The sequence below is a fragment of the Bacillus swezeyi genome (genome assembly GCF_001969815.1).
In the GTDB taxonomy this organism is placed as follows: domain Bacteria; phylum Bacillota; class Bacilli; order Bacillales; family Bacillaceae; genus Bacillus; species Bacillus swezeyi.
Genome location: NZ_MRBK01000014.1, coordinates 61905 through 77875, shown reverse-complemented (window position 1 = coordinate 77875; position 15971 = coordinate 61905). Strand labels below are relative to the sequence as shown.

Annotated in this window: 16 protein-coding genes; all 16 read left to right on the top strand. The window is 44.8% G+C overall.

Going from position 1 to position 15971, the window contains the following annotated elements:
* Nucleotides 1-2 precede the first annotated feature (2 nt).
* Nucleotides 3-653 carry a SpoIIIAH-like family protein gene (locus BTA30_RS13455; protein WP_076761958.1) on the top strand — a complete coding sequence of 217 codons (651 nt, stop codon included), beginning with the start codon at nt 3-5 and terminating at the stop codon, nt 651-653.
* Between the two features lie 176 nt (nt 654-829).
* Entirely contained in the window at nt 830-1315 is a 486-nt protein-coding gene (accB, locus tag BTA30_RS13450; protein ID WP_076761819.1) for an acetyl-CoA carboxylase biotin carboxyl carrier protein, read from the top strand.
* 11 nt (nt 1316-1326) lie between these two features.
* Nucleotides 1327-2679 (top strand): acetyl-CoA carboxylase biotin carboxylase subunit, encoded by a 1353-nt coding sequence (gene accC, locus BTA30_RS13445; RefSeq protein ID WP_076761818.1) that lies wholly within the window; start codon nt 1327-1329, stop codon nt 2677-2679.
* Between the two features lie 47 nt (nt 2680-2726).
* Complete coding sequence (locus BTA30_RS13440) at nt 2727-3110, top strand: Asp23/Gls24 family envelope stress response protein (RefSeq protein ID WP_076761957.1); 384 nt, start codon at nt 2727-2729, stop codon at nt 3108-3110.
* A 284-nt stretch (nt 3111-3394) separates the two neighbouring features.
* The gene (nusB, locus tag BTA30_RS13435) at nt 3395-3784 is read left to right on the top strand and encodes a transcription antitermination factor NusB (RefSeq protein WP_076761817.1); all 390 of its coding nucleotides are present in this window, start codon (nt 3395-3397) and stop codon (nt 3782-3784) included.
* Between the two features lie 16 nt (nt 3785-3800).
* The gene (folD, locus tag BTA30_RS13430; RefSeq protein WP_076761816.1) at nt 3801-4649 is read left to right on the top strand and encodes a bifunctional methylenetetrahydrofolate dehydrogenase/methenyltetrahydrofolate cyclohydrolase FolD; all 849 of its coding nucleotides are present in this window, start codon (nt 3801-3803) and stop codon (nt 4647-4649) included.
* Between the two features lie 78 nt (nt 4650-4727).
* Nucleotides 4728-6077, top strand: coding sequence for an exodeoxyribonuclease VII large subunit (gene xseA / locus BTA30_RS13425; protein WP_076761815.1), 1350 nt, complete (start codon nt 4728-4730; stop codon nt 6075-6077).
* The gene (locus BTA30_RS13420; RefSeq protein ID WP_076761814.1) at nt 6070-6330 is read left to right on the top strand and encodes an exodeoxyribonuclease VII small subunit; all 261 of its coding nucleotides are present in this window, start codon (nt 6070-6072) and stop codon (nt 6328-6330) included. Before xseA ends, BTA30_RS13420 begins: the two co-directional genes overlap by 8 nt.
* A complete protein-coding gene (locus BTA30_RS13415; protein ID WP_076761813.1) occupies nt 6320-7210 on the top strand; it encodes a polyprenyl synthetase family protein in 891 nt (296 codons plus the stop codon). The genes BTA30_RS13420 and BTA30_RS13415 overlap by 11 nt, the downstream gene beginning before the upstream one ends.
* A 264-nt stretch (nt 7211-7474) precedes the next feature.
* Nucleotides 7475-9376: a 1-deoxy-D-xylulose-5-phosphate synthase gene (gene dxs / locus BTA30_RS13410; protein ID WP_076761956.1), complete on the top strand. Its 1902-nt coding sequence runs from the start codon at nt 7475-7477 to the stop codon at nt 9374-9376.
* Nucleotides 9373-10218: a TlyA family RNA methyltransferase gene (locus BTA30_RS13405; RefSeq protein ID WP_076761812.1), complete on the top strand. Its 846-nt coding sequence runs from the start codon at nt 9373-9375 to the stop codon at nt 10216-10218. Before dxs ends, BTA30_RS13405 begins: the two co-directional genes overlap by 4 nt.
* A gap of 106 nt (nt 10219-10324) precedes the next feature.
* Complete coding sequence (gene ahrC, locus BTA30_RS13400; protein ID WP_076761811.1) at nt 10325-10774, top strand: transcriptional regulator AhrC/ArgR; 450 nt, start codon at nt 10325-10327, stop codon at nt 10772-10774.
* Between the two features lie 32 nt (nt 10775-10806).
* The gene (recN, locus tag BTA30_RS13395; protein WP_076761810.1) at nt 10807-12537 is read left to right on the top strand and encodes a DNA repair protein RecN; all 1731 of its coding nucleotides are present in this window, start codon (nt 10807-10809) and stop codon (nt 12535-12537) included.
* 146 nt (nt 12538-12683) lie between these two features.
* The gene (gene spoIVB / locus BTA30_RS13390; RefSeq protein ID WP_076761809.1) at nt 12684-14000 is read left to right on the top strand and encodes a SpoIVB peptidase; all 1317 of its coding nucleotides are present in this window, start codon (nt 12684-12686) and stop codon (nt 13998-14000) included.
* Between the two features lie 291 nt (nt 14001-14291).
* Complete coding sequence (gene spo0A, locus BTA30_RS13385) at nt 14292-15092, top strand: sporulation transcription factor Spo0A (protein WP_076761808.1); 801 nt, start codon at nt 14292-14294, stop codon at nt 15090-15092.
* A 533-nt stretch (nt 15093-15625) separates the two neighbouring features.
* Entirely contained in the window at nt 15626-15934 is a 309-nt protein-coding gene (locus tag BTA30_RS23895) for a phage integrase SAM-like domain-containing protein (protein ID WP_239693693.1), read from the top strand.
* Nucleotides 15935-15971 lie beyond the last annotated feature (37 nt).

Sequence of the window (15971 nt, the reverse complement as noted above, 5' to 3'; positions counted from 1 at the left end):
TGATGCTGAAAAAACAAACGGTCTGGCTTTTAACCATGTTAAGTCTTGTCGTTGTGCTGAGTGTTTATTACATCATGTCGCCTGAAGGAGAGAATGTCGTCTCGGTCGATGATGAAGGACAAGTCGCCGCAGAAAAGGAAAAACCAAAGGAAGAAAAACCGATGAAAGAGGAGCCGGCAAAAGATAAAGGTGCAGAGTCCGAAAAAGGCAAAACCGAGGGGAAAGAAACAAAGGATAAAGAAACGTCAGCCAGCGAACAAAGCGGTGAGAATGGAGCGGTTGTGACAGAAGAATCTTCGGGCGAAGACTTATTTACGACCTACCGCATGGAAATGGACGATCAGCGCAGCAGGGAAAGAGAGGAATTAACCGAAATTGTCAGAAGCGACAAAGCGACAGCAAAGGAAAAAAGCGAAGCCTACGATAAAATGACTGAGCTCAGCGAGGCGCAAGGAACGGAAAAAACGCTTGAAACCTTGATCAAAACAAAAGGGTACAAAGACGCTTTAGTTAATGCGGACGGCGACAAAGTCAACATTACGGTAAAGGCGAAAGAGCATTCCAAAGCTGCTGCTACCGATATCATTGACCTCGTCGCAAAAGAAGTAAAGAACCTGAATGATGTGGCCGTTACGTTTGAGCCAGCAGAATAAGAACATTTCCCGCTTGCGGAAAGCGGGTTTTTTTATGTCTTAAGTACCGACTAATGAGGCGCTCTTATGATAGTAGTTGAATTCGCCATTCCTCTCCTGTAAGATAAATATAGTATGTACTTTTAGTACTAACTGATAATAACCATTGATAAATTTTTCATTAGGGGTGCGATAGCATGTTAAAAATTGATGAAATTAGAGAATTGATAAAATTAATTGATGAATCTTCGATAAATGAATTTACATATGAAAGCGAAGGATCGAAGGTTGAGCTGAAAAAACAGAGCAATGCTGTACAGACCATTCAGCAAGCGCCGGCTGTTCCTGTTCAGGCGCCGGTTGCAGAAGCTGCCGTTCAGGCAAAGCAAGCACCTGTCCAAGAGGCGCCGGTCAAAGAAGAAGCTGCGCAAGATAACGGAAACCTTCATAAAATCACGTCTCCGATGGTTGGAACGTTTTATGCGTCTTCTACGCCTGAAGCTGATCCTTATGTAACCGTAGGTTCAAAGGTTGCGGAATCTTCTGTTGTCTGCATTGTCGAAGCGATGAAGCTATTCAATGAGATTGAAGCGGAAGTAAAGGGCGAAATCGTTGAAGTCTTGGCTGAAAACGGCCAGCTTGTTGAATATGGACAACCTTTATTTTTAGTAAAAGCAGAGTAAGGAGCAATAAGATGATCAAAAAGCTATTAATTGCGAATCGGGGAGAAATTGCTGTCAGAATTATCAGAGCTTGTAAAGAAATGGGGATCGATACGGTAGCCGTCTTCTCAGAGGCCGACAGAGAGGCGCTTCATGTTCAGATGGCGGATGAAGCATTCTGCATCGGACCGAAGCTTTCAAAAGACAGCTACTTAAACATCACCAACATCGTCAGCGTTGCTAAGATGACCGGAGCGGATGCGATTCATCCGGGCTACGGCTTCCTGGCGGAAAACGCGGATTTTGCCGAGCTTTGCGAAGAAGTAAACGTAACATTCGTAGGGCCGACGTCGGAAGCGATCTCCAAGATGGGGACAAAAGATGTTGCAAGAGAAACGATGCAGCAGGCCGGCGTTCCGATCGTACCTGGATCTAAAGGAATTATTGAAGAAATTGAAGATGCGGTTTCATTAGCACGCGATATCGGGTATCCTGTGATTATAAAGGCAACTGCCGGCGGCGGCGGAAAAGGTATCAGGGTTGCCCGAACAGAAGAAGAGCTGATCAACGGAATCAAAATCACCCAGCAGGAAGCAGCAACAGCATTTGGAAATCCGGGTGTGTATATTGAGAAGTATATAGAAGATTTCAGACACGTTGAGATTCAAGTACTTGCCGACACACACGGAACCACGATTCATTTGGGTGAACGTGACTGCTCGATCCAAAGAAGGCTGCAAAAACTGCTGGAAGAGACCCCTTCACCTGCGCTGGATGAAGGGATCAGGGAACAGATGGGCCAAGCGGCCGTCAAAGCGGCGGAAGCCGTTCAGTATACGGGTGCGGGAACAGTCGAATTTATTTATGACTACCGTGAGCAAAAATTTTACTTCATGGAAATGAACACGCGGATTCAGGTTGAGCATCCGGTGACAGAGATGGTGACAGGCGTTGATTTGATCAAAGAGCAGATCAAAGTGGCATCAGGCGAAAAATTAAGTCTTACACAAGCGGAAGTTACCTTTAACGGATGGGCGATCGAATGCCGGATAAATGCGGAAAACCCTGAGAAAAACTTCATGCCTTCACCGGGGAAAATCGAGATGTACCTGCCTCCTGGCGGCCTTGGCGTCAGAGTGGACTCAGCGGCTTATCCGGGCTACTCGATTCCCCCTTATTATGACAGCATGATTGCGAAAGTCATCACCTACGGACAGACGAGGGAAGAAGCTGTTTCTAGAATGAAGAGGGCTTTGAGCGAATTTGTGATCGAAGGTGTTCATACGACAATACCTTTCCATTTGAAACTGCTTGAGCACGAGACATTTGTAAGCGGAGAATTCAACACGAAGTTTTTAGAAATATATGATGTAATGGGGTCGTAATTTTTACGGAGGTGAGCAAATTGAAAGACGACAACAGCTTATTGGAAATGAGCCATGAAGAAAATCATTTAGGGAAAGTGGAGATCGCTCCGGAAGTCATTGAGGTGATTGCCGGAATCGCAGCTTCCGAAGTCGAAGGCGTGGCCGAGATGCGCGGCAATTTTGCAACAGGCGTTGTAGAACGCTTTGGCAAAAAGAATCACGGAAAAGGCGTCAAAGTTGATCTGTCTGACGGCGGAATTACGATTGATGTATACTGTGTGATGTTATTCGGCGTTTCCATTCCGAAAGTTGCAAATGCTGTCCAGGATAATATCCGCCAGACACTCCTCAATATGACGGCTCTTTCGATTAATGAAATTAATATTCACATCGTTGGAATTCAATTTGATTCAAAAACACAAGAAGTGGAAATTGATCAAGAGATGTAGCGCGGTTGAATGGGAGAACCAAGGGGAATGACGGCCCTTTGGTTTTTTCATGTTCCGTGTTTCTAAAAAATCATTTTCATAAGCATCATTCCGGCGGTGTCGATCAACAATAAAAGAAATGGCAATAAGTTTTAAAAACGAATGATATAAAGTATTTTTTATTTATTATTCGGTTATAACCGATAAAACCGTGATTTTTCCATGCGAAAAGACCAAAAATATGATATGATCTCTTTGTGGCTTAAGCGGCTGCAGCAAAGAGGATTAAAGGAGAAAAAGTAAGAATGAAAAGAAGAACAGCAAGAGAAAAGGCTTTGCAGTCACTATTCCAGATTGATGTCAGTGATATTGAACCAATAGAAGCGATGCAGCATGCCCTTGATGGCCAGGAAAGCGACGCTTTTTTCGAACAGCTTGTTTACGGGGTCTTAGAGAACAGAGAAAAAATCGATGAGATGATCACGCGCCATCTCGTCAATTGGAAGCTTGACAGGCTCGCCAATGTGGACCGTGCGATTCTGCGTTTATCTGCTTATGAAATGGTGTTTTTAAACGACATACCTGTCAATGTCTCTATGAACGAAGCGATCGAACTGGCAAAACAATTTGGGGATGACAAGTCGGCGAAGTTTGTAAACGGTGTTCTTTCTAACATTAAATCCGATCTTGAATAATTTAGGAGGAGAGCAAATGACAGCAACCATCATCGACGGAAAAGAAACAGCAAAAGAAAAGCGCGGGCAGCTGGCCAAGGAAGTTGAAGAGCTAAAAAAACAGGGAGTTACCCCGGGACTGGCCGTTATTTTAATTGGTGACGATCCGGCGTCCCTTTCATATGTACGCGGAAAGAAAAAGGCAGCAGAGGCTATGGGGATGCGTTTTCAATTGGATCATTTTGACGCAAGCTTCTCTGAACAGGAGCTTCTTGAGGTCATTGACCAATACAACAATAATGACGACTTTCACGGAATTCTTGTCCAGCTGCCTCTTCCGGAGCATATTTCCGAACAAGCGGTGATTGAAAGGATATCTCCTGACAAGGATGTCGACGGTTTTCATCCGTTGAACGTAGGGAAGATGCTGCTTGGCGAAGATACATTCCTGCCTTGCACACCTGCGGGCATCGTCGAGCTGTTAAAGAAAACCGGCATCGATCTGTCAGGGAAAGAGGTTGTTGTCGTCGGCAGAAGCAATATCGTCGGGAAACCGGTAGGTCAGCTGCTTTTGAACGAAAACGCAACCGTCACATATTGCCATTCAAGAACGGCCGATATTACGGCGCACACGAAGAAAGCCGATATTCTCATTGTGGCTGTGGGGAAAGCCAATTTTATCACAGCGGATCAAATCAAAGAGGGAGCCGTTGTCATTGATGTCGGCGTCAACCGTCTTGACAACGGAAAGCTCGCCGGAGATGTGGCGTTTGACGAGGCAAAAGAAAAAGCCTCCTATATTACACCTGTACCGGGCGGCGTCGGTCCGATGACGATCACAATGCTGGCCCATAACACGGTTAAATCAGCGAAACGTTTTAAATAACGCGAAAGCCGTTCACCCGCCAGACTTGATCTGGCGGATGAACGTTCATTGTGTCCGCATAAGAAAGGAGACTGTGCCATGAGTGAAGTATCATTTGTCACGGTCACGGCATTGACAAAATATATTAAACGCAAATTTGACGTCGACCCCCATCTCGATGATCTGTGGATCAAGGGTGAGCTGTCAAATGTTAAAATACATAGCAGAGGCCATATTTATTTTACGCTCAAAGATGACAATGCCCGCATCCAAGCCGTCATGTTTGCCAGACAAAACAAAAGCCTCAGCTTCACTCCCGAAAGTGGAATGAAGGTGTTGGTAAGAGGCGGCATTTCGGTCTACGAACCAAGCGGCAGTTATCAGCTTTATGCAAAAGAAATTCAGCCCGACGGCATCGGCGCGCTTCATCTGGCTTATGAAGAATTAAAGAAAAAGCTTTCACAAGAAGGTTTGTTCGATGAAAAACATAAAAAGACCATCCCCGCCTTTCCATCTGTCATCGGTGTTGTCACTTCTCCTACAGGAGCGGCTGTACGGGATGTCATCACCACCATTAAAAGACGATACCCCCTCGTAAAAGTCATCGTCCTCCCAACTCTCGTCCAGGGAATAAATGCGAGCCAGTCCATCGTCAACAGCATTGAAGAGGCCAACCGCAGGCAATTATGCGATGTATTAATTGTCGGGCGCGGCGGAGGATCGATTGAAGAGCTGTGGGCGTTTAATGAAGAGGCTGTCGCCAGAGCCATATTTTCTTCCGGCATACCGATTATTTCCGCTGTCGGGCATGAAACGGATTTTACAATCAGCGATTTTACAGCTGATCTGCGCGCGGCTACTCCGACGGGAGCTGCAGAGCTTGCGGTCCCTAATGTGCTTGATTTGTTGGAGCGCCTGAAAACGCTGGAAGCAAGAATGACGAAAACGATGCAGCAAGATTTGAGAAAACGGCAGGAACGAGTGAAAAACCTTCAGTCCTCTTATGCTTTCAGATATCCAAAACGCCTTTACGCGCAAAAGGAACAGGAGTTTGATCTCGTATTTGACCGTTTTCAAAAACAGCTTGCCCTGACACTAGATCGAAAAAAGCAGAAGCTGAACGAACAGACTTACAAATTGGAAATGCTTCATCCTGCAGAACAGCTGAAACAAGCGAAAAAGCGCCATGTAGAACAGACAAACCGGCTGAAACGGAACATGAATGTGCAGCTCAAGCAGATTCACTCGCAGTTTCAAACGGTTCTTGGTAAACTGAATGCATTAAGCCCTCTCGAAGTCATGGAAAGAGGGTACAGTCTGACATATAAAGAAAATGAACTGATTAAAAGTATTGAACAGGTTCAGGAAAAAGATGAACTCCTGATTAAATTAAACGACGGGACGCTGACCTGTGAAGTACAGCAAAAGAGAGGCGAAACAAATGGCTGAAGATAAGAAGAAAAACCAAGAAGATCTAACCTTTGAAGAGGCCATGAAAGGTCTTGAAAAGATCGTATCAAAGCTAGAAGAAGGGGACGTGCCTTTGGAAAAAGCGATCGACTATTTCCAGGAAGGCATGGTTCTTTCGAAAATGTGCCACGAAAAACTGCAGAATGTCGAAAAACAAATGGACTACATTTTGCGGGAAAACGGGGAATTAGCTCCTTTCAGCGTTCGGGAGGAGGAAAAAGGTGAGAGTTAAGCTGGATGGTTTTTTAAAAACAAGAAAAGCATTAATCGAAGAGCGCCTTCCTTTATATATTCAAGATTTGCAAGCGCCGTCAACCCTTAAACAATCCATGCTTTATTCTTTGGAAGCAGGAGGAAAAAGGCTGAGACCGATTTTGGTGCTTGCGCTTCTTCATGCTTACGGCAAAAAAGAAGAGAATGGAATTCCGGTCGGCTGTGCGGTCGAAATGATCCATACGTATTCATTGATCCATGACGACCTGCCTTGTATGGATGATGATGATTTACGGAGGGGAAAACCGACAAACCATAAAATGTTTGGAGAAGCGACGGCCGTTCTTGCAGGAGACGCATTATTGACTGAGAGCTTTAAATTGATCACCTCCCATATGCCGGCTGAAGTGCCGGCTGAAAAACGCCTCAGGCTTGTAAATGAGCTTATTTCAGCCGCTGGAGCTGAAGGAATGGTCGGTGGTCAGATTCTAGACATGGAAGCGGAATCAAGATCCATTTCCCTGCAAGAGCTGCAGTCGATTCATGAAGGCAAAACGGCCAAACTTCTCAGTTTCAGCGTGATTGCTGGAGCTGTGCTTGCAGATGCTCCTGAAGAAGAAATTGAAAAGCTTCGCGAATTCAGCCATCATATCGGAATCGGCTTTCAAATCAGAGACGATATGTTGGATCTGGAAGGATCCGAAGATAAAATCGGCAAACGGATCGGGTCTGACACAACCAATGAAAAATCAACCTATCCGGCAATCCTTTCGTTAGAAGGAGCGAAACAAAAGCTGGACGAACATATTGAACAGGCCAAACAGCTGATTTCAGAGCTATCCCTTGAAAAAGAGCTCCTTTATGAATTCTGCGACATGATTGCCCGCCGGGACCATTGAAATACCGGGGCTTCCATTTGAGCATTAAAGGCTGATTATGATAAACTGTAAACAGTTGAACAATCAAACGCCGCGCCGTTATCACGATGTGTTAGCGGCTGTTTTTTCAGACTGGAGCGTCCGCATATGCAAGTTTGCGCACGAGGGTGAGTTCATCATATAATAATCCAAGCTGGCAAAATGGAAGCTATCCTTTTTAAATAAACTTTAAAAATGAGCAAGGCGCATACTTGCAGAAATCATGCTGAAAGTGAGTTGATCCGATTGGATCTGTTATCTATAAAAGACCCTACGTTTTTAAAACATCTTTCAAATCAAGAATTGGAAAGCTTGAGCGCTGAGATTCGCCGTTTTTTAATTGAAACGCTTTCTGAATCTGGGGGCCACATTGGTCCGAATCTTGGCGTCGTTGAGCTTACCATTGCTTTGCATAAAGAATTTAACAGCCCGAAAGATAAATTTTTATGGGATGTCGGGCATCAATCTTATGTACACAAGCTCTTGACCGGCCGTGGAAAGGATTTTGCGACGCTGCGTCAGCATAAAGGATTGTGCGGCTTTCCGAAACGGAATGAAAGCGAACACGATGTCTGGGAAACAGGCCACAGCTCAACCTCTCTTTCCGGAGCCATGGGAATGGCAGCTGCAAGGGACTTAAAAGGAACAAACGAATATATCATCCCGATCATTGGAGACGGCGCTCTCACGGGCGGTATGGCACTTGAAGCGTTAAACCATATCGGACACGAACAAAAAGATATGATTGTCATTTTAAATGACAATGAGATGAGCATTGCTCCGAATGTCGGAGCGATTCATTCCATGCTCGGACGGCTTCGTACAGCCGGGAAATATCAATGGGTGAAAGATGAGCTCGAATATTTGTTCAAACGGATTCCCGCTGTTGGCGGAAAGCTTGCTGCAACAGCTGAGAGAATCAAAGACAGCCTGAAATACCTTTTGGTATCAGGGATGTTTTTTGAAGAGCTCGGTTTTACGTATTTGGGGCCTGTAGACGGACATTCCTACGATGAGCTGTTTGAAAACCTGCAATATGCGAAGAAAACAAAAGGCCCTGTACTCCTTCACGTCATTACAAAGAAAGGAAAAGGGTATAAGCCTGCCGAATCCGACAAAACCGGTACATGGCACGGAACAGGCCCTTATAAGATTGATACGGGAGACTTCGTAAAGCCGAAAGCGGCTGCTCCGTCATGGAGTGCGCTTGTGAGTGAAACGGTCCGGAGGCTTGCCCGGGAAGATGAACGGATCGTAGCCATTACCCCGGCCATGCCGGTTGGTTCAAAGCTTGAAGGTTTTGCGAGTGAATTTCCGGAGCGAATGTTTGATGTCGGCATTGCAGAACAGCACGCCGCCACGATGGCCGCCGGTCTTGCAACACAGGATATGAAGCCGTTTTTGGCGATCTATTCCACCTTCCTTCAGCGCGCTTATGACCAGGTTGTCCATGACATATGCCGGCAAAATTTAAACGTATTTATCGGAATTGACAGAGCGGGGCTTGTCGGTGCGGATGGCGAAACCCACCAGGGCGTATTTGATATTGCCTTTTTAAGACACATTCCAAACTTGGTTCTGATGATGCCGAAAGATGAAAATGAAGGCCAGCACATGGTCAACACGGCAGTCAAATACGATGACGGCCCTATCGCTATGCGCTTCCCGCGCGGAAACGGACTGGGCGTCAAGATGGATGAAGAGCTGAAAACGGTTCCGATCGGGACATGGGAAGTGTTGAGGCCTGGAACAGACGCGGTGATTTTAACGTTCGGCACCACCATTCCAATGGCGCTTGCGGCTGCGGAAGACCTTCAAAAAGAAGGAAGGTCGGTCAGAGTGGTCAACGCCCGTTTTATCAAACCGCTTGATGAAAAAATGCTGGGGGATATTCTGCATGAAGGGCTTCCGATTTTAACCATTGAAGAGGCTATGCTTCAAGGAGGATTCGGCAGCTCCATTCTAGAATTTGCCCATGACCATCAGTCATACAGCCCAATGATTGACAGGATGGGGATACCTGATCAATTCATCGAACACGGAAGCGTTGCAAAGCTTCTTGAAGAGATCGGCATGACGAAAGAAGATGTCATCAGACGAATAAAGATGCTGACCCCCGTAAAGACTCATAAAGGAATTGGATCATGACAGCTAAAAAAGAACGGCTCGATGTTTTATTAGTAGAAAGAGGGTTAATGGAAACACGGGAAAAAGCGAAAAGAGCGGTCATGGCAGGCATTGTCTACACGAATGAAAACAGGCTGGACAAGCCGGGTGAAAAGGTTGACCGCACCATTCCGTTAACCATTAAAGGAAACCCGTTAAAATACGTCTCAAGAGGCGGACTAAAGCTTGAAAAAGCATTGAAGGAATTTCAGCTTTCCGTCCGCGGCAAAATGATGATCGATATCGGCTCGTCAACAGGCGGCTTTACAGACTGCGCCCTGCAAAACGGAGCTGCACGCTCTTACGCGGTCGATGTCGGCTATAATCAGCTTGCTTGGAAATTGAGGCAGGATGAACGCGTCATCGTGATGGAGCGCACCAATTTCCGGTATTGCACACCTGCCGATTTTACGGCGGGGCTGCCGGAGTTTGCAACAATAGATGTTTCTTTTATATCGCTGAAAATCATATTGCCTGTGCTTAAAACGATTTTAGTGGCGGGCGGCGACTGCATCGCTTTGGTGAAACCGCAGTTTGAAGCCGGACGGGAATCGGTAGGAAAAAAAGGAATTGTCCGTGATCCTCTCGTTCACAGGGCTGTGCTGGATGACATCAGTCAGTTTGCGGCCCGGGAAGGCTATCATTGCAAAAGCGCATCATTTTCTCCGATTACCGGCGGCGACGGAAATATTGAATTTCTTCTTCATTTGCATTGGAGCGGGCAAGATCAGCCCGGAACACCAATATCTGAGGATATGATCAATCAAATTGTCGAAGAGGCTCACAAGACATTAAAAGCGAAAAAGTCGGTTGAAAAGGAATAATAGTGGGCTATTATTCCTTTTTTACTGTAAACATGTACTTTCTCGTCAAAATCGTATAACATAATTGTATAAACATACACAATGTGTGTATAAACAGAGGTGTAAAATGAACAAAGGTCAAAGGCATATTAAAATCAGGGAAATCATCACTGCAAATGAGATTGAGACACAGGATGAACTTGTCGATATTTTAAAAAAGGACGGCTATAATGTCACGCAGGCGACCGTCTCGCGCGACATCAAAGAGCTTCACCTCGTGAAGGTGCCGACAAACAACGGTTCCTATAAATACAGCCTGCCTGCCGATCAGCGGTTTAACCCGCTCTCCAAATTAAAAAGATCATTAATGGATGCGTTTGTTAAAATTGATTCCGCAAGCCATATGATCGTCCTGAAGACAATGCCTGGAAACGCCCAGGCGATTGGTGCGCTGATGGACAATTTGGATTGGGAGGAAATCATGGGAACCATCTGCGGCGATGATACAATTTTGATCATCTGCCGGACAAATCAAGATACGGATTTGGTTCAGAAAAAAATCTTGGAACTTTTATAAAATGAATGCCTGAAAAGAGGTGTCACAAAACCTTGTTAGCTGAATTATCGATCAAAAACTTTGCCATTATTGAAGAATTAACCATTTCATTTGAAAAAGGGCTGACCGTATTAACCGGAGAAACAGGCGCCGGAAAATCGATCATCATCGATGCCGTATCATTGCTTGTCGGAGGCAGGGGATCGTCTGAATATGTCAGGTATGGAGAAAAAAGAGCCGAGTTAGAGGGGCTTTTTCTGCTTGACAGCGGACATCCGGTTTTTGATCTGTGCGGCGAACTCGGAATTGAAGCTTCAGACGAAATGATCGTCATGAGAAGAGACATTAACGCAAACGGCAAGAGTATCTGCCGTGTCAATGGAAAACTTGTAACTATCGCCGCTCTTCGGGAAGTCGGCAGACTGCTGCTGGACATCCACGGTCAGCACGACAACCAGCTGCTCATGGAAGATGATCAGCACCTGCAGCTTTTGGACAGATATGCAGGCGAAGACATTGATCAAGCAATAAAGGCGTATCAAGAAGTATACAACCGCTACATGAATGTCATGAAAAAGGTTAAACAGCTTTCTGAGAGCGAACAGGAAATGGCGCATCGGCTCGATTTGATCCAATTCCAGCTCGATGAAATCGAATCCGCAAATCTCCAGCCGAAAGAGGACGAGCTCTTACAGGATGAACGGAAGCAAATTTCAAATTTTGAGAAAATATATGAAGCGCTGCAAAATGCCTATAATGCGCTGCGCCATGAGCGGGCGGGGCTCGATTGGGTCGGAATGGCTTCAAGTGAGCTTGAGAATGTCTCCGGCATTAACGATGGACTCAAAAAAATGTCTGAATCAGTTGCCAATGCATACTACATTCTTGAGGATTCAACCTTTCAGATCAGAAACATGCTTGATGAATTGGAATACGATCCTGAACGGCTCGATTTCATTGAATCGCGCTTGAATGAAATCAAGCAGCTAAAACGTAAATACGGCGCTACTGTCGAAGATATTCAAGCCTATTCAGCCCAAATTGAGGAAGAAATCGACCGCATCCAAAATCGAGACAGCCACCTTCAAACATTGAAAGCAGAGCTAGAGTCGGTCGGCAAAGATGTCGCGATTGAGGCAGCCAATGTATCAGACATTCGGAAATCCTGGGCGAAAAAGCTCGCCAAGCAAATCAAGCAGGAATTAAATGAGCTTTACATGGAGAAGTCGACATTTGATACAGAATTTCAAATCAAAACGGCGGATGCCCGTGATGATGCGCCAATCGTCAACGGCACTCCTGTCCAGCTGACAAAGCAAGGCATTGACAGCGTTCGCTTTTTAATCTCAACAAATACGGGAGAACCGCTCAAATCTTTGTCAAAAGTCGCTTCAGGTGGTGAATTGTCAAGAATCATGCTGGCGATGAAAAGCATTTTTTCGGCGCAGCAGGACGTCACCTCGATCATTTTTGATGAAGTGGACACAGGCGTCAGCGGAAGAGTCGCACAGGCGATCGCCGAAAAAATTCACCGTGTATCGATCGGTTCTCAAGTTTTGTGCATTACCCATTTGCCGCAAGTGGCCGCAATGGCGGATACCCACCTTTTGATTACGAAACAATCGAAAGACGGGAGAACGACGACGAGCGTTACACCTTTGTCAAAACAGGAAAAAATATCTGAAATCGGCCGGATGATTGCCGGCGTTGAAGTGACAGATTTGACAAAGCGCCATGCAAAAGAACTTTTACATCAAGCCAACCTCGTCAAAACCACCGGATAAGCTGTTCATCGTGAACAGCTTATTTTTTATGGGCATTTTCTTATACACACGTTTCTTTATCATTTTATCCAATGATTTTCTTCCGTTCACAGTTATAAATCACTGTCAGGAAGGCAAAAGTAATGATGTAGCGTAAAGAAATTTTCATGGTGTGGGTTAGGTGCGAGGAGAGTGAAAAGGTGGATGTTGAAAAAATCAGAAAAGCTGTGGGTATAATTCTCCTTGTTGCTTTAATAAGTGTAGGATTTTACAAACCGGTCAAAGAATACATTGAGATACCAAAAAACATGAACATTTTTGAGACGGGTTCACGAGCCATAGAAACAAGTTTATCCGTCCGTACTCCCCAAGATGAATCATCAGAAGCATTCACATTAAAAGAGAATCAACATGAAGTGGAAATCAAAGGCGAAAAAAACGGAAAGGCGGACCTCGTTTATGATTTTGCCGGATTTCCGGTTAAAAAAACAAAAGTAAATGTTCTGTCTGATTTAAAAGTCGTACCAGGCGGGCAGTCGATTGGTGTTAAACTTCACTCTGTAGGCGTATTGGTTGTCGGTTTTCATCAAATCAATACGGCTGACGGCAAAAAATCGCCCGGTGAAGCCGCCGGAATCGCGGTAGGCGACATTATCACCGAAATCAACGGCACAAAAATTGAAAAAATGAATGACATCACGCCTTTCATTCAAAAAGCAGGGAAAACAGGCGAGACCTTAAATCTGTTAATCAAGAGGGATAAACAGGAAATCAAAACAAAACTTGTTCCAAAAAAGGACCAAGCTGAAGATAAATACAGAATCGGCTTATATATCAGGGACTCTGCCGCAGGAATCGGGACGATGACCTTTTATGAACCGAAATCGAAAAAATACGGGGCGCTCGGCCACGTGATTTCCGATATGGATACGAAAAAGCCGATCGTTGTGGAAAACGGCCAAATTGTTAAATCGACGGTAACCTCAATTGAAAAAGGAAAGGGCGGAAACCCCGGTGAAAAACTGGCGCGCTTTGCTTCCGAACGAAAAGTGATCGGCGATATTAACAGAAACAGTCCTTTTGGAATCTTTGGCACGCTTCATGAATCCATCAAAAACCGTGTTGCCGACAAAGCGATTCCGATCGCATTTTCGAATGAAGTCAAAGAAGGACCGGCACAAATTTTAACAGTCATTGAAAACGATAAGGTTGAAAAATTCGATATCCAGATCGTCAGTACAACCCCGCAAAAGTTTCCTGCCACAAAGGGAATGGTGCTGAAAATCACAGACCCTAAGCTGTTGAATAAAACAGGCGGCATCGTTCAAGGGATGAGCGGCAGTCCGATCATTCAAAATGGCAAGGTCATTGGAGCGGTCACACACGTTTTTGTCAACGATCCGACGAGCGGCTACGGTGTTCACATTGAATGGATGCTGTCAGAAGCGGGGATCGATATTTACAAAAAGGATAAAGCGAGCTAAAAACTGCCGGAGACACCGGCAGTTTTCTGATTTCACCTTTTATTCTTCAGCATTGTGAGTTAAAATAAAAATGGAAAGATTTTTCGACAAATTCACGTTCTCCCGTTTGTCAAATCTCATTTCTAGTCGAAAAATCGAGAAAATCAGAAAAAAACCGAAAATAAACGAGATATACCACTAATATTGGAAAATTCATTTTTAAAAAAAGGGAATAAAGTGGTGCTGTCGAATTAAACATATTAGAAAAAGAATGATGAAATTTATCAACATACACATTGGGGAGGAAGAAACGTGGAGAAAATTAAAGTATGTGTTGCTGATGATAACAGGGAGCTTGTCGGCCTATTAAGCGAATATATTGAGGGGCAAAACGACATGGAAGTGCTCGGTGTGGCATATAACGGACAGGAATGCCTTTCTTTGTTTAAAGACAAGGAGCCTGATGTGCTTGTGCTGGATATTATTATGCCTCATCTTGACGGTTTGGCTGTGCTTGAAAGGCTGCGGGAGTCCCAGCTGAAAAAACAGCCGAACGTCATTATGCTGACGGCGTTCGGCCAGGAAGACGTGACGAAAAAAGCTGTTGATTTGGGTGCGTCGTATTTTATCCTTAAGCCATTTGATATGGAGAATCTAGTCGGTCATATCCGTCAAGTCAGCGGAAACGGTTCTCCAATGGCACACCGCGCGCCGTCTGCGCAAAGCAGTGTGCTTCGTCCGCAGCCGGAATCGCCAAAGAAAAACTTAGATGCCAGCATCACGACCATCATCCATGAAATCGGCGTACCTGCTCATATCAAAGGATATCTATACTTGCGAGAAGCCATTTCCATGGTGTATAACGATATTGAACTGCTCGGCAGCATTACAAAAGTGCTTTATCCTGACATCGCCAAAAAATTCAATACAACTGCAAGCCGAGTCGAACGGGCAATCCGCCACGCCATCGAAGTCGCATGGAGCAGAGGCAATATCGACTCCATTTCGTCTCTGTTCGGCTACACGGTCAGCATGTCAAAAGCAAAGCCGACCAATTCAGAATTCATCGCGATGGTTGCCGATAAACTGCGGCTCGAGCATAAGGCTTCTTAAGCGTTGATGTAACGCGGGTTTGGCGCTGATTTATACGTTGAATTGACGTAGCTTTTCTAACGAAAAGTTTATCGTAATTCCGATGAATTTTTCGTCCTTATTGCGATGAATTTGTCGCTAGTTCTTACGCGATAAGGGTATTACTAAAAACGAAATAGCGCAAGAATTTTCGCCGTCCGGTAATCGGGCGGTTTTTTCTTTTCGATGTTGCAATCGGTTGTTACAAGTTTATAATTGGGGTTTTCGCTGTGAACGCGGTCTTGCCGGCTACTACAACGGCGTGCTGGACCGGCTGTTACGAGACAAGATTCGATTCGTTACCCGTCTCGTTAACGCCCTCGTTCGTTAGTTCGTCGTGGAGCTCCGTCTATTCATTGTTCCGTTTTTCATTAATATATTGTCTCTATTTGCGTTATATAGTTCGGTTTTTAATTGTGTTCTTTGTTTTTTTCTTGTGTTAAAAAGACTATATTTCGGTTTTTGCTTGAATCACGAAAAAAGTTAAGCTATTCTGACATTGAGGAGGGGATGGAGTGTACATGCGGGGGAAACGAAGGCCAACGATTAAACAAAATGTCGAAAAGAAAAATACATACAAAAGTAAGACCCTCTCTGATGTGTGTAAGCAGATATGTATCGTAAAGATGTCGGAAGGGCTTACGAAAGAAACAATTGATCGTTACCGACGGGTTTGTGAGAGCGTTGAAGAATTTGCGAAAATTAAAGGTCTGTCCACTAATATTGAGTCTATTGATGTTGGCTTTGCAAGGGAGTATATGACCTTTATATCCTGCGCGAGAAGAAAACATTTAAAGGACATAGATATAAACCGGATAGAGTAAAAACTCCAGGATGTTCTCCGACGTATGCAAATGACCA